Here is a 16,511-nt window from a genome sequence, read left to right as displayed (position 1 = left end):
GGTTTTGACGGCCTGGTGCACGGGTAGGTCCACCACGTGTCTTCCTCGGACGGTGGTGACAGCATGTCCGGGCGACTTCCGGTGCCACCCTTGCTCCGGGACCTGTCCGCGTGGTCGTGGCGGTTGCTCATGGTCGCCGCCGCGGGTTGGCTGCTGCTGCGGATCGTCGAGACGTTCGGTCTGGTGTTCCTCCCCCTGGTGGCAGCACTACTGCTCGTCGCGCTGCTGTCACCGGTCACGGGCTGGTTGAGCCGGCACCGCATTCCGCGCGTCGTGGCGACGGTCTTCACCGTGGTCCTCAGCCTGGTGCTCCTGGGCGCGACGATCACGTGGGTCGTGCAACAGGTCGTCGACGAGGCCCCCACGCTGGTGGAGCAGCTGAGCCGGACGGTCGCGAGGCTGCACCTTCGCAATGACACACTGACCTCCTTGCAGGGACACGTGGTCCAGGAGCTGGAGTCGCACCGCGACACCTTGGCGCGGGGTGCACTCACCGGATTGGCCACTGGCGCCGAGGTTTTGACCGGCGCCGTCCTCACGTTGCTCTTCACGCTGATTCTGCTTGCCGACGGAAGGCGGATGTGGCGATGGATCGTGGGCGGCCTCCCGCACAGGGCGCGTCGACAGGTGGACGAGGCGGCGGAGCGCGCCTTCGGTCGACTCTCCGGGTGGATCCGCGGCACCATCCTGATCGCCGCCTTCCACACGGTGGTCGTCGCCGTCACGCTGCTGCTCCTCGGGGTGCCTCTGGCGGCGCCGCTGGCGGTGCTCGTCTTCTTCGGGAGCTTCGTCCCGCTGCTCGGGGTGCTCCTCGCGGGTGGGATCGCGGTGCTGGTGACCTTCGCGACGGCCGGCCCCACGGGGGCGATCGTCCTGGTGGTGGTCCTGTTCGTGACAGACCAGATCGAGGCCCACGTGTTGCAGCCCTTCCTCGTGGGCCGCTACGTGCGGCTGCACCCGTTCGTGGTGGCCGTGGTGATCACGGTGGGTGGTGTCCTCGACGGATTGCCCGGCGCGCTGGTGGCGGTGCCGGTGACCGCCGCGGCATACGCGGCCATCCAGCGCATCGAGGGCGTTCCAGCCGAGCCGCGCGACCCTCCGGCAGAGCCACGTCCGACGGAGCGCGAGTCCGGCCGTGGGCCAAGGTGATTCGCTCGCGTCCCTTCATCGAGACCGAAGACATCGCCCACCAACTGTCCCGACTCGCAGCACCGCTTCAGCGCAGCGCGAAGCCGGCCACGACGAGGATCGCGCCGAGGCTGAGATAGGCGGCGTAGTCGTTGACCGACCCCGAGTGCAGCCGGCGCAGCGCCGTCACGGCGTGCGGTTCGTCGCGCCGCAGGTAGAGCGGCACGAGGCAGATGCCGAGCAGAACCGTGACGACAACGATGGCGAGTTCCTTGCGTTCCCAGTAGGACCAGTGGACCACCACGGGGCTAACGCGTGCCACTGGCGGGGCCAAGAGGCTCTTGACGTAGCCGTGCGGATGCAGCAGCCCTGCCGCTGCCGGCGCCATCAGGCGAGACAGCGCGGCCTCGCCGAGGACGCCGAAGGCCAGGCAGAGGGCGGCAAGGGCGGCGAGTGCCGTGAGCATCCCGGGCCGTGCCTTCGCCTCGTTCTCGTAGGCGGACTGCCGGGGACGAAGGAAGCCCAGCCACACGGCGCGCGCCAACGCCGCGATGGTGAGGACCTGGGCGAGCAGCATAACGCCGTAGACCACATGCTCTCCCGTGGTGGCCACCCCTTCGTGGATCAGTCCCAGGGAGACGTAACCGTTGAACGGCGGCGCGCCAGCGATGGACAGCGTGCCGACGATGAAGGCGATGGTCAGGCTGGGCGTGCTTCGCCAGAGCCCGCCGAGCTGGGACAGCTTGGTCACGCCGGTCCGGTGGACGATCGCCCCCGCGACGAGGAAGAGCAGCGACTTGAAGAGCGCGTGGTTCAGCAGGTGGTAGGTCGCCCCGGCAGTGCCTGCCGGGCTGCCGGTGCCGAATCCGACTGCCAGCACGCCCATCTGGGACACCGTGTCGTAGGCGAGCACTCGCTTGAGGTCGTCCTGCGCCAGGGCCAGCAGCGCGCCGAGCAGCGCCGACACCACACCGAGACAGGTGAGCAGGCCCAATCCGTGGGTCGCATGCAGTGGAAAGACCTGGTAGAGCAGCCGGACGATCGCCAGCAGGCCCAGGTTGACCATGAGCCCCGAGAAGAGGGCCGAGACGGGACCGGGCGCGGCGGTGTGCGCGTCAGGGAGCCACCCGTGGAAGGGCATCAACCCGGCCTTGGTCGCAAAGCCGGCGACCAACAGTCCCAACGCGATCCGGTCGCTGCTGCTGACCTGGACCGCCAGGCTGTGACGCAGCGCGCCGAAGCCCAGGGCACCGTGCTCGGCATACAGCAGCGCGATCCCGACGAGGATGAGGAAGCCTGCGATCGTGGTGAGCACGAGGATCTTGAACGCCGCCTCCACGGCGATCGGCCGTTCAAGGAAGAAGCCGGTCAGACCATAGCTGGCGAGCCCGGCGACCTCGAACCAGACGAAGAGGTTGAAGATGTCCGCGGTGAGGCCAGCCGCCACCAGTGCTGCGAGAAGCAGCTGGAACAGACCGGCGTAGCCACCGAGCTCACGAGGACCCAGGTGACCCAGTTCCGAGAGGGTGTAGAGCAGCAGGACCGCTCCGACCACCGAGGTGGTGAGGGCGAAGATGAGGCCCCAGGCGTCGACGGCGAACGCGATACCGAGGACCGAGCCGTGTGACGGACCCCAGTGGCCGAAGTAGTGGCTGACCACTTTGCCGTGCAGGACCGTGGGGACGAAGAGGCACAGGATCGCCGCCGATGCTGCTGTCGTGGCCACGGACACGATGACGGGGAGCCGCAGCGACCACCGGGCCAGCAACGGCGACAGAACCGCTCCGGCGAGGGGGACGACGACCGGGAGGGGGGTCAGGCTCGCGAGCGTCGTCGGAGTCATCCGCGCATGCCCCTGACGTCATCGGCGTCCAGGGTTCGGTAGTGCTGCGCAATGCGCACGACGGCCGACAGGAACACGGCGGTCAGGGCGACGCCGATGACGATCGCGGTCAGGCAGAAGTTCTGCAGCACGGGGTCGGCGACGTCACCGGTGACGAGCTGTTGTGCGGTGCGGCCCGGGGGAGGTTCGACCAGGACCGGCGCGGTCGAGTGGGGTCGGTGCGCGAGCGACACGATCAGCAGATAGGTCGAGCTCTCCATGAGGGACAGACCCATGACCATCTTGACCAGGTTGCGCCGGGTCAGGACGGTGTAGAGGCCGAGGACGAACAGCAGGGCGGCAGCGACGTAGTTGGCGACGATCACGATTCGTCACCACCCTCGTGAGCCGTCCGGTCCTGGCCAGCGGAGTCGGCCGAGTCGTCGTCGGAGGTCCAGTCACGCGTGGCACCCAGCACGGCGAACACGACGATGACCAGGCCGCTCGAGACCACCACGAACTCCCCGAGGGAGAACGCCTGGGCGATCCCGCCGCTACGGAGGGTGCGCGCCGGGGCGAGCGGGACCCAGTTGGCGGTGAAGGAGCCGCGCAGGAGCAGGCCGAGCGACTGCAGCACGATGATCGCGAGGGCACCGAGCAGCTCGATCGTCTCGGCGACCGCCGGGCGCACCACGGCCGCGACCCGGTGGTAACCGTGTGCCACGTAGATGAGCAGCACGACGCCGAGCAGCACTGCCCCGGCGGGGAATCCGCCTCCCGGGGTATACCCTTGCACGACGAGGAAGCAGCCGGCGGTGGTGAGCAGCACCGCGACGACGCGGACCCCCATCCGCACCACCACGGTCATCTCCTCCCCTCGCTCGGGGAAGGGTTTGGCGAACGGTTGCGCATCGGTGGTCAGCGGCCCTCTGCCCAGGCCTTCCTCCTCCCGTTCGGCTTCGCGTGCCTGCCTCTCGTCGGGCCCGCTCCGGAGGTGCGGATCGATCTCGAGCTGTTCCTGACGGCCTGCGACGTCCTCGCCCACGTAGCCGCTGCGTGGTTCTCTCGGCCGGGTGAGGACCACGACGCTCAGCACCGCGGCGAGGAGCAGAAACGTCTCGCCGAAGGTGTCGAAAGCCCTGGTGCCGTAGACCACCTCGTTCACCACCTCCGTCAGGTGCCACTGCGGTAGGGCGACCTGGATGGCGTGTCGGGCCATGCCGGGTAGGGGTCGTGCGCCGCGGGGGATCGCGAGCATCGCGACCACCAGTGCGGCCAGCAGGAGGAGCGACAGCACGGCGGCGTGGGGGCGGTGGCGCAGCAGGTCGGGAGCACCGGTCCCGCCGGTCCGCAGCGAGGTCGACGAGCGTGCCGGCGACTGGCTGGTCTCCTCCAGATTGGTCTGCTCGGGTTCGGCGACCTCAGTGCGCGCCTTGCCGATCGCGATCAGGAAGAGCGTGGGCAACGCGACCCCGCCCACCACCACCTCCGCATGGGCCACGTCCGGCGCGCCGAGGACCACGAACACCACGGTGAGCAGGAGCCCCAGAGCGGACAGCGCCATGACGCACGCGTTGAGGTTGCGCAGCCGAATCACCAGGAACGCGGCGGTCAGCAGGAGCGCGAGCAGCAGGTAGTCGACAGCCCAGAACACCGGCTCAGCCCCGTGCCTGCGGCTCGGGGCCGGCACCGCTGTCGGGCTCGTCACCGGCATCCGCTCCGGAGTCCTTCCCGCGCAGTCGGTCACGTGGTTGGTCGACCTTCGCGCCCGACCAGAGCGGCACCCGGCCGCGGTAGGTGGCCCGTAGCAGGGCGTGGGCCGACAGGGGCGCAAACACCAGCACGAGGATGCAGGCCAGCAGCGACTCACCGCCGTACCGGCTGATCGGACCCTTGCCGACGACCAGGGCGAGGAACACCGGCACGGCGCCCAGCACCGCTGCCAGCGTCGAGCTGTGGACCCGGGTGTAGACGTCGGGCATGCGGATCAGTCCCAGGCCCGCCGTGAGCGAGAAGCCGACGCCGATGGTGAGGAGAGCCGCCACGACGACCAGGCGCATCAGAGCAGCCCCCGCTCGAGGTAGCGCGCCCACAACATCGTGCCGAGGTAGGAGAAGGACGCGAGCCAGAGGGCCACCCCGAGGTAGATGTCACGGCCCGCCGCGGCGGCGAACAGGAAGACCGCGAGCATGCTCTGGGTGGCCACGAGGTTGACGGCGACGATGCGGTCACCGATCGTGGGGCCGCTGGCCAGGCGCCACAGGGGGAGGACGGTGAGGACCAGCTCCGCGAGTGCTGCGGCCAGGAAGACCTGGCTCACGTCGACTCCTCCCGGCGTCCGAGGGCACCGAGGAGCAGCCGCTCGACGGGACCGTTGATCGCCCGGCGCGCGTCCTCGGCGCCGCCCGCTGGGGCCTGCAGGACGTGGAACTGGAGCTCGTCGTCGGCCCTGGCGAGGTCCACCAGCTGGCTGTCGACGACCAACGAGGTGAGGATGCCGACGGCGGCGAGCTCGGCGTCGGTGCGGGCCCGGGTCGGGACGATGACCATCCCGCTGGCCAAGGGACGGCGGGGGGTCCAGATCCGTGCCGCGAGCCGCAGCGATGAGGCGGTCGAGTGGACGAGGACCCAGGTCCCCAGCGCCAGGACGGCCGCTGCCCGTCGGGGTCGAAGGAGGGTCCAGGGCCCGGGCAGGTGACCGAGCGGGCTGAGGGCCAGGCCGACTGCGAGCGAGACCAGGAGGCCGGCGACGGCGAACTCCACGGTTGCCGTCCAGCTCAGCGCCACCCACACGAGGTAGCACCACGTGGCCACTGCGACGACCCTCATGCGAGATCCTTACCCCGATCGCGCCGCGCTCACCGGGGCAGCGCCGTTTGAACCGGTGCCCTGCGGGTACTCGCAATCACTATGAGTGACGACCAGTTCTGCCGTGATCTCGCCCAGCAGCTGCGGGTCGACTCGGTGCGGATGAGCGATGCCGCTGGATCGGGCCACCCCACGTCGTCGATGTCCGCGGCCGACCTGATGGCCGTCTTGTTCGACCGCCACCTGCGACTCGATGTCGATGAGCTCGACGACGCCCGCCGCGACCACCTGATCTTCTCCAAGGGCCATGCCTCACCGCTCTACTACGCGTTGCTGAAGGCGGCGGGCATCATCTCCGACGAGGAGATGCTGACCTACCGCCGCTTCGGGAGCCGGCTGGAGGGCCACCCCACACCGCGCATCCCGCCCACCGACGTGGCGACCGGGTCGCTCGGGCAGGGGCTGCCGATCGGCGTCGGGCTGGCCCTCGCGGCGCGCCGGCTGGACCGGCTCCCCTACCGGGTCTGGGTGCTGTGCGGAGACTCCGAGATGGCCGAGGGATCGATCTGGGAGGCCTTCCAGCACGCCGCGTGGGAGCAGCTCGACAACCTCGTCGCGATCGTCGACGTGAACCGGCTCGGGCAGACCCGGGAGACCATGCTGGGCTGGGACCTCGAGGGCTACGCACGCCGGGCGAGGGCCTTCGGGTGGCGGGCCCTCGTGCTGGACGGTCACGACGTGGGCGAGATCGCCACGGCGCTGTCCCAGGCCGTGAGCGAGTCGTCCAAGCCCACCGTGCTGTTCGCCAAGACTCGCAAGGGGCGGGGAGTGGCGGCGGTCGAGGACAAGCCGGGCTTCCACGGCAAACCGTTGGAGGACGCGCAGGCCGCCATCAAGGAGCTCGGTGGTCAACGCCACCTGACCGTGACCCTGGCAGGGCCCGAGACGCAGGACGAGCCGCACCTCTTCGACACCAAGCAGGCGGAACGCCCGTCGTGGGACCTGGGCGAGGAGGTCGCCACGCGATCCGCCTACGGGACTGCGCTGTCGTGGTTGGGCGACGTCGACGGCGGCGTCGTCGCCCTGGACGGCGAGGTGTCCAACTCCACCCACTCCGACCTCTTCGCGGAGGCGCACCCCGACCGATACTTCGAGATGTTCATCGCCGAGCAGCAGATGGTCGCGGCTGCCGTGGGCATGCAGGTGCGTGGCTGGAAGCCCTTCGCCTCCACGTTCGCGGCCTTCTTCACCCGGGCGCAGGACTTCACCAGGATGGCGGCGATCTCCCGCGCCGACCTGCGCCTGGTCGGGTCGCACGCCGGCGTTTCCATCGGTGAGGACGGGCCGTCGCAGATGGCGCTGGAGGACCTCGCGACCTTCCGGGCGGTGCACGGCAGCGCAGTGCTGCACCCGTCCGACGCCAACCAGACCGTGCAGCTGGTGCAGCAGATGGCCGACCGTCCGGGCATCAGTTACCTGCGGACGCTTCGGGGGAAGACGCCCGTGCGGACGCCCTCGTCCGAGGCAGTGACCATCGGCGGCAGCCGGACGGCACGGTCGACCGACCACGACCAGGTGACAGTCGTCGCGTGCGGGGCCACGGTCGACGAGGCCCTGGGTGCGGCCGACGTGCTGGCAGGTGAGGGCATCGACATACGCGTCCTCGACTGCTACAGCATCAAGCCCATCGACGCCGACGCGCTGGCGGCCGCGGCCCGGGAGACACGCGCGCTGGTGACGGTCGAGGACCACTGGCCCGAGGGGGGTCTCGGCGACGCTGTCCTCGCGGCATTGGCGACGGACCCGCAACGGCCGGCGGTGGTGAAGCTCGCGGTGCGGGAGATGCCGGTCTCCGGCACGCCTGAGGAGTTGCGACATGCCGCAGGCATCGATGCGGAGGCTGTCGCGGCAGCAGTGCGCGACGTGCTCGCCGAGCCGGCACGGTCCGGGGCCGAGAGCACCGCCAAAACGTAGGCGCCAGAGGGCAGTCCGGGGGAGCACAACCAGCGACGAGGAGTGACGATGCAGTTCGCGACGACGAGTTCCGCCGAAGAGGTCATGGAGCTGGTGCAGGAGCAGCACCGTGACCTCAAGCAGCTGCTGGAGGCGGTGACCAAGACCGCAGGGGCGGAGCGGAGCGCCACGTTCTCGACCTTGCGCCGCTACCTGGCGGTCCACGAGGCGGTGGAGGAGTCCTTCATCCACCCGGTCGGAGAGCAGGAACTGGCCGATCCGGACGTCGCCCGGGAGCGGGTCGACGAGGAGGACGACGCCGGTGAGGTCATGACGACCCTGGAGGGCCTCGACCCCGGCTCGGCCGACTTCGAGCAGACCCTGGGAGAGCTCGCGGAAGCCGTCACGTCGCACGCCGAGGCGGAGGAGACGGAGGAGCTGCCGGCGCTGCTGGCCGCTGCCGACGATGCGGCGCTCGGCCAGATGGCCCAAGGCCTGGAGTACGTCGCGGAGCTGGTGATGCAGCCGGGAAGCCCCCTCGGGCGGGGTGACACGTCTCCGTTCCTCGTGATCCTCGACAGCGCCAAGGAGGAGCTCGGGCAGCTGGCCGAGCACCGCAACGACTCTCCCGGCTGAGCGCGCTGCAGGCGGTCCTCGACGGCCGCACGAAAGTGGGGGCTCAGAGCAGGAATGGCCGTCACAAACCGGGGTAGATGGGCGGCGACATGCTGATAGCCGTCGCTCCCCGGAGCGGGACGGAACTCATGTCCGGGCGGGCGCTCCTCGAGCGCCCGCCCGTAAAGCTCCCGCCCGCATCCGGCGCCGGACTCGGCCGGCTCGGCCCCTCTCCGTCGGCGTGTGCCGGCGCCGTAGTCTGGCCTGACCCGGGCCGCAGGGCTCGGTCAGGCCAAGGAGAGCTGATGGATCCGATCGCGGTGCGGCTGCTGCGGGCCCGTGGCATCGAGGTCCCGGTCGGCGACCACCAGGAGGTCGAGGACCACTGGCAGAGCCTGCTGGCCGGACGCCAGGGGGTGGACGAGGCGATGCTGGGCGACTTCGACATACCCCTCGTCTTCCCGGCCCAGGGGCACGACCGTGACGCGTGAGCTGACCGACCACTCCATCGCGGAGCTGTCCTCGCTGATCAGGTCCCGGACGGTCTCCCCGGTCGAGCTGACGGATGCCGTCCTGGAGCGGATCGACCGCCACGACGACACCCTGCGGGCCTACATCTCCGTCTACCGCGAGGAGGCCGCGGCGCGGGCGAAGGAGGCGGAGCAGGAGATCACTGCCGGCCGATGGAGGGGCCCGCTGCACGGCATACCCCTGGGCATCAAGGACAACCTGTATGTCGCGGGTCGCGTCACCACGATGGGCTCCACCATCCACCGCGACTTCGTCCCCGAGGACACGGCGACGGTCGTCTCCCGGCTGACCGATGCTGGTGCCGTCGTCCTGGGCAAGCTGAACCTGCACGAGTACGCCCTCGGCGGCACGACGGACAATCGGGTCTTCGGCACCTGCCGCAACCCGTGGCGACTGGACAGGTCACCGGGCGGCTCGAGCGGGGGTTCGGCGGTCTCGGTCGCGACGGGACTGGCCCTGGGTGCCCTCGGCTCGGACACCTCGGGTTCGATCCGGGTGCCGGCGTCTCTCTGCGGGATCGTCGGCCTGAAGCCGACCTACGGGCGGGTCAGCAAGTACGGCTGCTTCCCGGAGGCGTGGACCCTTGACCACGTCGGCCCGATGACTCGCACCGTCACCGACGCCGCGATCCTCCTCGACGCCATCAGTGGGTTCGATCCGCGCGACCCGGCCTCCGTCGACCTGCCGCCCACCACCACAGTTGGCGGTCTCTCGGCAGACTGCACCGGGGTCGTGCTGGGCGTCGACGAGAAGTACTTCTTCCACGACGTCGATCCCGAGATCGAGGCTGTCGTCCGCGCCGCGATCGCAGGCCTCGAGCGGGCTGGCGCCGTGGTCCGGCCGGTGGAGGTGCGCGGGCTGCGACACGGCGACCATGCCCTGACGGTGATCGACACGGCCGAGGCGAGCACGGTCCACCACGCGAACCTGCGCGACCGGCCGCAGGACTTCGCGGACGATGTGCGGCTGCTCCTCGAGTGCGGAGAGCTCCCGAGCGCCGTGGAGTACCTCCAGGCCCAGCAGTTGCGCCGCCGGCTCCGACAGGAGATGCAGCGCGTGTTCGACGAGGTCGACCTGCTCGTGGCGCCGATGGTCCCCGTGCCCACGCCCACCATCGGCGGTTCGGGCGCTGGCGTGTTCTCCGTGGTGACTCCGGCCAGCCTGCTGGGCCTGCCGTCCCTGTCGGTGCCGTGTGGTCTCGTCGATGGTATGCCGGTCGGCCTCCAGATCATCGGGCCGGCGCTCGCCGATCAGCGGGTGCTCGACACCGGCCGGGCGGTCGAAGAGCTCGGCCTGTTGGGCTCGGCCGGGCCGACCGCCCATCTCGATCGCGAGTAGGCGCCCAGGTGGGTGGGGAAGGCGCGAGAACCCTTGTGCACGGCATCGGTCGAGCCTGCGCGCTGTCGCCGAACCACCCCTGAAGCGGCCACCATGCGGCAACGGCGACGGGCCTGGGCGACAATCGGGTGAAGTCGTCAACGAGGAGGGGCAGTGTGCCAGTACTGCGGGTGTCGGGACATCCCGCTGCTGCGTGACTACATCGCCGAGCACGAGCGCTCGACGCATTCCGGCGAGGAGGCGCTCCGAGCCTGCGAACGCGGCGACTTCGACGCCGCCCGGGAGCACTTGTCCTCGATGGCGGACGAGCTCCGGGCGCACTGGCAGGGCGAGGAACAGGGACTCTTCGCCGTCTTGCGACGCGAAGAGCTCTACGCCGAGCACATCGACCCGCTCGTCGCTGAACACCGCGAGCTGGCAGGGCTGTTGGCGAGCGTCGACCTCACGAAGGAGAGCGACCGGCACCGGATCCGGGAGGCGCTGGACGAGCTCTACGTCCACATCCGCAAGGAGGAGGACGGTCTCTTCCCGGCGTCGCTCACCGAGCTCGATGGTGACGAGTGGGACACGGCGATCGACGCGTGGCATGCCGCCCACGCGGGCAGGGAGATGATCGCGAGCGTGGACGGCATCTCCACCTGACGCTGCCGGCCCACGAGCCTTCCTGCCCCGCCGACTGGCTGGGTCAGGCCGGAACGGCCCACACCACCCAGTTCCCGAGGTAGTGGTGGTTGACGAAGGTGGTCGAAGGGTCACAGGTGATGAGGCGCAACAGCGGTCGCGGGTTGCCGGCGTCCCAGATGCTGGTGTCGTGCGGCACCGACGTCTTGCGCTCCGGCGACGACCTGGTCACCGTGAAGCGGACCTTCTGACCGGACGTGTAGGTGACGACGACCGTGTCACCGATCCGGACCCGCGGGAGGTTCCAGAAGACATCCGGCTGGTGGCTCCAGCTGATGTGGCCGACGAGGATCGACGTGCCCGGGTAGCCGGGCTTCGGCCAGCCTGCCTCCGCGTACCACCCGGCAGCACCGGGGGCGGGGATGAGGTAGTCCTGTTTGTCGAGATAGGCCGGGCGCAGGGAGGTGTCGACCTGCTCCACGCCGTGGGCCGACACGACGGTCACGTGGGACGGCGCGCCCTGGGGTGCCCGCGGATTCGGTCGCGAGGGTGATGACGTCTTCCGATCACCCAAGGAGGCTGCCGTCGACGTCGACGTCGACGTCGCGCGCTGCGTGCTGGGCGCGGATGGCTGTTGGGTCTTGGCCGACGGTTCACCCTTTCGCTGCCGGCCCGAGTGCGTGCTGGTGGGTGTTGCCGTCGGGCCAGTGCTCCGTGTCCGAGCCGGGGCCTTCGTCGCCGGCTGGCCGGTGGGCGCCACGAGGCCGGCGTGTCCTTCGTGAGTGATGACACTGGGCGAGACGTAACCGCCGGGCTGCGAATCGGGATGAAACAGGCTGCTGCCCGTGAGGGTGAGCGTGAGCCCACCCGTCACGAGCAGCAGTCCTGCGGCAAAGCCGGCCCGCTGGTATCGGGCCATCGCGTCAGTGCTCGGACTCGTCCTCGCGGCGGCGGATGGTTGCCGTCGTGATTGCGATGCCGGCCATGGCGATCGCCAGGCCACCGAGCATCAGCGTGGCCGACGAGCCTCCGCCTTCGACCGGACCGCCGTCGGTGTGCACGAGCCTCGGCACCTCAGGGGTGTTCGAGGGGTGCACCACCGGCGTCGTGCTGGTGGACGGGGGTGGCGTGGTCTCGGTGGGAGGCGGGGTCGTCTCGGTGGGAGGCGGGGTCGTCTCGGTGGGAGGCGGGGTGGTCTCGGTGGGAGGCGGGGTGGTCTCGGTGGGAGGCGGGGTGGTCTCGGTGGGAGGCGGGGTGGTCTCGGTGGGAGGCGGGGTGGTCTCGGTGGGAGGCGGCGTCGTCTGGGTGACCGCCGGGCTGGAGGGCGCCGGCGTGGAGGCGAGGGATGAGGTGGACGTGGCGCTGGCGGATGGGTAGCTCGCGTCAGCGGGGGCGCTGGTGGCGCCCATCACCATGACCCCCGCCCCGGCCAGGCTCACGGCCAGGCCAAGCGTTCGCGCTGCTCGTCGTCCTGTCGTCGGTACCTGCATGAAGTTCCCCTTGCGTGAGGGCCCGCTCGGTGCGGGGCCGGTTCCCCGTTCTCAGCCAAGGTAAAGGCAAGGCAAGAGGGAAGTCTTGAGAACGCAAGAACTCGTCAAGAAATAGTCATTAGCGGGAAATGCGCTGCCCGTTCGGCCCTGCCGCCGCGCCAGTTCTGGCCGCGCTCCGACTCCGCTCCGCACCGGGTCACGATCTGACTAGGCTGCCCTCATCCGACCCCGTCCGGGGCTGCTTCGAGGAGGAGTTGCCATGAGTATTGCCCACCGCCGCGTCGGCACGGGCCCGAATGTGGTTATTTGCCTGCCCGGCTGGTTTGGGTCATCGGAAGGCTGGGGGCACTGGCCCGAGCTGCTGGACGGCGAGCGCCGCAGTTTCCTGTTCACCGACTACCGCGGTTACGGCGCCCGTCAGGACGAGGAGGGCGAGCACACCATCGACGAGATCGCCCGAGACACCCTCGCCTTGGCGGATGAGGTGGGTGCGCAGACGTTTTCGCTGATTGGCCACTCGATGGGTGGCAGCGCAGTCCAACGCGTCCTCTCGATGGCGCCAGACCGCGTCGAGCGGATGATCGGCATCAGCCCCGTGCCGGCCTCGGGTGTTCCGTTCGACGATGACGGCTGGGCGTTGTTCTCGGGAGCAGCCCAGTCCGACGACAACCGTGCGGCGATCATCGATCTCACCACCGGAAACCGGCTGACCAGGCGGTGGATCGACCAGATGGTCGCCAGCTCGGTCGAGAACTCGACACGCGAGGCCTTCGGCGACTACCTGGAGGCGTGGGCCAAGACCGACTTCGCCTCTGAGGTCGAGGGAAGCTCCGTCCAGGCTCTGGCGATCGTGGGGGAGCACGACCCGGCGCTCGGTGAAGAGACCATCAACGCGACCTGGCGGGAGACCTACCGCAACTGCGTGGTGCAGGTCATGGCCAATGCCGGTCACTACGCCATGTTCGAGACCCCGGTCGCGTTGGCGACGAGCGTCGAGGCCTTCCTGGACCGGGCCTGAGCGGGCAGCAAGTTTGGGCCAGGAGCTGGCGAACATGAACGCGAGGATCGCCACGGCATACGACCGGCTACCGGCACACGTGCAGGAGCTCACCACGCTGGCGCACGATCCGGCGACCTACCAGACGGGAGTGCCCTACGAGGGCCTCGCCGCACTGCGTGACGGGTATGGCGTGGTGCCCGTCGCCGAGCCTGCGCTCACCGGCTGGCCGGAGGGCCCGGGCTACTGGCTCGTGCTGCGGCACGCCGATGTGGAACGGGTGCTGCGGGACCCGCACACCTTCTCGTCTGCCGTCGGGGGCACCCAGATCCGCGACCCCGCGAGTGCGGAGGACCTCGCCTACGTGCAGCGGATGATGCTCAACATGGACCCGCCCGACCACACCCGACTGCGACGGATGCTGGCGAAGTCGTTCACCCCGAGGGCCGTGTCCAAGCTGGAGGAGCAGATCCAGGCACATGTCGACCGGATCGTGGACCGCATGCTGGCACATGGAGACTCGGGGGAGTGTGACTTCGCGAAGGACGTGGCGGCCGACCTGCCGCTGCTCGCCCTGGCCGACGTGCTGGGCGTGCCGAGCCAGGATCGGTGGCTGCTCTTCGACTGGTCGAACCGCGTGATCGGCTGGCAGGACCCCGACTACGCCACGAGCGGCTCCTTCGACCCCAGCCGCGGCACTGACCTGGCCCGTGCGGCTCTCGCCGAGCGGCCTGAGCCTGGGGCGGACGGGCTCATGCCCGACCCTCGCTCGCGCGAGGGGATGCTCGACCTCTACACCTATGCGCACCTGCTCGGCGAGGCCAAGCGTCGCGAACCGGGCGAGGACGTGATGTCGATCCTCATGGCGCAGCGTGACGGCGAGGACGGAACGGTCAGCGTCGAGGAGTTCGAGAACCTCTTCTGGCTCTTTGCGGTGGCCGGCAACGAGACGCTGCGAAACGGCATACCAGGAGGGATGATCGCCCTGCTGCAGCATCCGGAGACGCAGCGGCAGCTGCGGGACCAGCCGGACCAGGTGCCCGCGGCGGTCGAGGAGATGCTGCGCTGGTGGACTCCGGTGATGGCCTTCCGCCGGACGGCGACATCCGCGACCCGGCTCGGCGACGTGGAGCTGCGGGCCGGGGACAAGATCGTCGTCTCCTTCGCGGCGGCGAACCGGGACGCGGCCGTCTTCACCGAACCCGACCGCTTCGACATCGAGCGATCCACCTCGGCCCACCTGACCTTCGGCCACGGGCCGCACTTCTGCCTCGGCTCCCACCTCGCACGAGTGCAGATGCGTTGTCTTTTCACCACGTTGCTCGCACGCACGAGCTGGCTCGAGGCTGCCGGCGAGCCGGCGCTGCTGCGGTCGAACTTCCAGCGGGGTGTGAAGCGACTGCCTCTGGCCTGGACACGCTGAGCCGCGCGCGGTCCAGGACCACGCGCGGCTCAGCACGCCTGCAACCGGTCGGCTCAGTTGCCGACGAGCCTGATCGAGAAACTGCCCTCCCCGTCACCCGTGAGGTGGGCGGTCATCCCGAAGCTGCGGAGCGACTTGACGAACTCACGCTCCTCGTCGTCCTTGATCGCGCCCAGGTAGTGGTGTTCGAGGTCGTCGAGGTCCACGTAGGAGACCCACTCCGCGGTCTTGGCACCAGGGACCGCCAGCCGGAAGGAGTCGCTGTCGCCCAGCCTGCCGCCCCGCGCGATCCAGTCCAGGCCGGGCTGTCCGGTGGCCACCAGGAACGAGTCACCCTTGGCATGGTGCACGAGCGGCAGCTCGGAACCCTCGTCCCGGGCGAGCTTCTCGAGCTTGGTCATGACCTCCGTCGCCTTGCCGGTGTCGGTCTTGACCCGGACGCCGGCGATGACGTCCTCCGGACCCGAGGTGTTCTCGAAGTCCTGGTCAGGAGCGGCGATGACCAGGTTGCGGCCGACCAACGTCTGGAGGTCCTCGGGCAGGGCGATGCCGTAGCGCTCCTTGAACTCGTCGAGGAGCTGCTGGGCCGACTGGGTCGAACCCAGCGGCTGTGACTGGTCGTCGGCCAGCTTCATGAAGGAGTCCCAGGCGTTGCCGATGATCTGGTCACCGTGGGAGAGAGCGACGGCGACGGCCGTGTCGTCGGGCAGTGAGGTGATGGCCGACTCCACCTCGTCCTGCGGAGCCTTGGTGGACTCCTGACCGCGGGTGATGCCGGCCAGCTCGAGGTAGTCGGAGTCGAAGCGCAGGGCGACGGCGAAGCGGCCGGCCTTCTTCAGCTGCTCCGCGCGCGTCCGCGGACCCATCAGGTCGCCGGCCCGCTCGGCCAGCCCGCCGAGGTCCGCCCAGCCCGAGACGATGCCCGGCTCGCCGAGGTCGTCCATGTCGCCCGCGAACGTCGTGTTGTCGGACAGCGGCCCTTCGTCGATGGCCGACCTGACCTCGGCAGCCCGGCCGGGCATGGTGAAGACGGCGTAGTCACCATGGAAGAAGTAGTCCGGCTTGTCGGAGTCCTTGGCCACCAGCTCGTGGGTGCCGCCCGGGATCGGGGCGCTCGCGCCGAAGGAGGTGGCCGGGCCAGCCGGCACGGCGGCGAGGATCTTGTCGATGCCCTCGCGTGCCTTGCCCTCGTCCTTGACCTGGAGGGCCACGGCCACCATCGGGTCGTCTCCGCTCTGGTGGGGGGCGGAGACGCTCATGCCCAGCCTGTCGCCGAGCCAAGGCTTGATGTCCCGGTCGTAGTCGATGTCCTTGATCGACGGGTTGTCCTTCTGGGCGGCGTCCCACAGCTTCTTGCGGATGTCTCCGGTCGTGAAGTCTCCGTTGGACTTGGGGAACGTGGACAGGAACCGCACGGCCGCCACCTTCTGACCGACCGAGGGATCGATGTCCATGCGCCAGTAAGCGATCGCGTTGCCGGGCAGCGCCTCAGCAGGTTGCTGCCCACCGCCGCCGAGCTTCGTGACGGCGAAGGCGGCGCCACCTGCGAGCACCAGCGCGACGGCCAGCAGGACCGTGATGATCGCGCTCTTGTGGGACTTGCGCTGCCCCCGTCCCGCCGGCGGCTGGGCGTAGGGCTGGCCGACATAGGGCTGGGCGCCATACGGACCGGACTGGTGTCCCCCCGGTGGCGGGCCGTCGCCGGAAGGCGGCGGCATCGGTCGGTCCGGACCGGATGGTGGGTGTTCAGACATGGTGCTCCCCTGTTGTGTGGTGATGACCCCG

The 16,511-nt window shown here is 69.8% G+C and carries 18 protein-coding genes; 9 read left to right on the top strand and 9 right to left on the bottom strand.

Annotated features, from left to right (window positions below):
* Positions 1-63: 63 nt before the first annotated feature.
* The gene (locus FCN22_RS14455) at positions 64-1,149 is read left to right on the top strand and encodes an AI-2E family transporter (RefSeq protein ID WP_152185224.1); all 1,086 of its coding nucleotides are present in this window, start codon (positions 64-66) and stop codon (positions 1,147-1,149) included.
* Between the two features lie 67 nt (positions 1,150-1,216).
* Here FCN22_RS14455 and FCN22_RS14450 read toward each other — a convergent pair whose 3' ends face one another.
* Genes FCN22_RS14450 through FCN22_RS14420 form a run of 6 tightly spaced genes read right to left on the bottom strand, consistent with a single transcriptional unit; the run spans position 1,217 to position 5,779 of the window.
* Positions 1,217-2,971 (bottom strand): complex I subunit 5 family protein, encoded by a 1,755-nt coding sequence (locus FCN22_RS14450; protein ID WP_137122270.1) that lies wholly within the window; start codon positions 2,969-2,971, stop codon positions 1,217-1,219.
* A complete protein-coding gene (locus FCN22_RS14445) occupies positions 2,968-3,336 on the bottom strand; it encodes a sodium:proton antiporter (RefSeq protein WP_137122269.1) in 369 nt (122 codons plus the stop codon). Before FCN22_RS14445 ends, FCN22_RS14450 begins: the two co-directional genes overlap by 4 nt.
* Entirely contained in the window at positions 3,333-4,604 is a 1,272-nt protein-coding gene (locus tag FCN22_RS14440; RefSeq protein ID WP_202911587.1) for an MnhB domain-containing protein, read from the bottom strand. The genes FCN22_RS14445 and FCN22_RS14440 overlap by 4 nt, the downstream gene beginning before the upstream one ends.
* A gap of 4 nt (positions 4,605-4,608) precedes the next feature.
* Positions 4,609-5,010, bottom strand: a complete 402-nt coding sequence (mnhG, locus tag FCN22_RS14430) for a monovalent cation/H(+) antiporter subunit G (protein ID WP_137122268.1) — start codon at positions 5,008-5,010, stop codon at positions 4,609-4,611.
* Positions 5,010-5,270, bottom strand: a complete 261-nt coding sequence (locus tag FCN22_RS14425) for an MrpF/PhaF family protein (protein WP_137122267.1) — start codon at positions 5,268-5,270, stop codon at positions 5,010-5,012. Before FCN22_RS14425 ends, mnhG begins: the two co-directional genes overlap by 1 nt.
* A complete protein-coding gene (locus FCN22_RS14420) occupies positions 5,267-5,779 on the bottom strand; it encodes a Na+/H+ antiporter subunit E (RefSeq protein WP_137122266.1) in 513 nt (170 codons plus the stop codon). Before FCN22_RS14420 ends, FCN22_RS14425 begins: the two co-directional genes overlap by 4 nt.
* Positions 5,780-5,860: 81 nt before the next feature.
* Here FCN22_RS14420 and FCN22_RS14415 point away from each other — a divergent pair, with 81 nt between their 5' ends.
* From FCN22_RS14415 to FCN22_RS14395, 5 genes are all read left to right on the top strand, one after another.
* Positions 5,861-7,732 carry a transketolase gene (locus tag FCN22_RS14415; RefSeq protein WP_137122265.1) on the top strand — a complete coding sequence of 624 codons (1,872 nt, stop codon included), beginning with the start codon at positions 5,861-5,863 and terminating at the stop codon, positions 7,730-7,732.
* Between the two features lie 48 nt (positions 7,733-7,780).
* Positions 7,781-8,347: a hemerythrin domain-containing protein gene (locus tag FCN22_RS14410; protein WP_137122264.1), complete on the top strand. Its 567-nt coding sequence runs from the start codon at positions 7,781-7,783 to the stop codon at positions 8,345-8,347.
* Positions 8,348-8,631: 284 nt separating this feature from the next.
* On the top strand, positions 8,632-8,817 hold the full coding sequence (locus tag FCN22_RS14405) for a hypothetical protein (RefSeq protein WP_137122263.1): 186 nt from the start codon (positions 8,632-8,634) through the stop codon (positions 8,815-8,817).
* Positions 8,807-10,195, top strand: coding sequence for an amidase (locus FCN22_RS14400; RefSeq protein ID WP_137122262.1), 1,389 nt, complete (start codon positions 8,807-8,809; stop codon positions 10,193-10,195). Before FCN22_RS14405 ends, FCN22_RS14400 begins: the two co-directional genes overlap by 11 nt.
* Positions 10,196-10,348: 153 nt before the next feature.
* The gene (locus tag FCN22_RS14395) at positions 10,349-10,837 is read left to right on the top strand and encodes a hemerythrin domain-containing protein (protein WP_137122261.1); all 489 of its coding nucleotides are present in this window, start codon (positions 10,349-10,351) and stop codon (positions 10,835-10,837) included.
* 43 nt (positions 10,838-10,880) lie between these two features.
* Here the strand turns inward: FCN22_RS14395 and FCN22_RS21625 are convergent, their stop codons facing one another.
* Both FCN22_RS21625 and FCN22_RS21620 read right to left on the bottom strand, forming a co-directional pair.
* Entirely contained in the window at positions 10,881-11,312 is a 432-nt protein-coding gene (locus tag FCN22_RS21625; protein WP_162308212.1) for a class F sortase, read from the bottom strand.
* A 427-nt stretch (positions 11,313-11,739) separates the two neighbouring features.
* On the bottom strand, positions 11,740-11,877 hold the full coding sequence (locus FCN22_RS21620) for a hypothetical protein (RefSeq protein WP_162308211.1): 138 nt from the start codon (positions 11,875-11,877) through the stop codon (positions 11,740-11,742).
* Here FCN22_RS21620 and FCN22_RS14385 point away from each other — a divergent pair.
* From FCN22_RS14385 to FCN22_RS14375, 3 genes are all read left to right on the top strand, one after another.
* Positions 11,870-12,193 (top strand): hypothetical protein, encoded by a 324-nt coding sequence (locus FCN22_RS14385; protein WP_162308210.1) that lies wholly within the window; start codon positions 11,870-11,872, stop codon positions 12,191-12,193. The genes FCN22_RS21620 and FCN22_RS14385 overlap by 8 nt on opposite strands.
* A 372-nt stretch (positions 12,194-12,565) precedes the next feature.
* The gene (locus FCN22_RS14380; RefSeq protein ID WP_137122258.1) at positions 12,566-13,324 is read left to right on the top strand and encodes an alpha/beta fold hydrolase; all 759 of its coding nucleotides are present in this window, start codon (positions 12,566-12,568) and stop codon (positions 13,322-13,324) included.
* Positions 13,325-13,358: 34 nt separating this feature from the next.
* Positions 13,359-14,726 (top strand): cytochrome P450, encoded by a 1,368-nt coding sequence (locus FCN22_RS14375; RefSeq protein WP_137122257.1) that lies wholly within the window; start codon positions 13,359-13,361, stop codon positions 14,724-14,726.
* Positions 14,727-14,779: 53 nt separating this feature from the next.
* On the opposite strand, the gene FCN22_RS14370 is transcribed toward FCN22_RS14375, so the two are convergent.
* Positions 14,780-16,444, bottom strand: a complete 1,665-nt coding sequence (locus tag FCN22_RS14370) for a DUF3352 domain-containing protein (protein WP_162308209.1) — start codon at positions 16,442-16,444, stop codon at positions 14,780-14,782.
* Positions 16,445-16,511 lie beyond the last annotated feature (67 nt).

Source organism: Segeticoccus rhizosphaerae, from assembly GCF_005222685.1.
GTDB classification, from domain to species: Bacteria; Actinomycetota; Actinomycetes; order Actinomycetales; family Dermatophilaceae; genus Segeticoccus; species Segeticoccus rhizosphaerae.
Note: the sequence above shows the minus strand (reverse complement) of the source record. Positions and strands in the feature narration are given on the sequence as shown.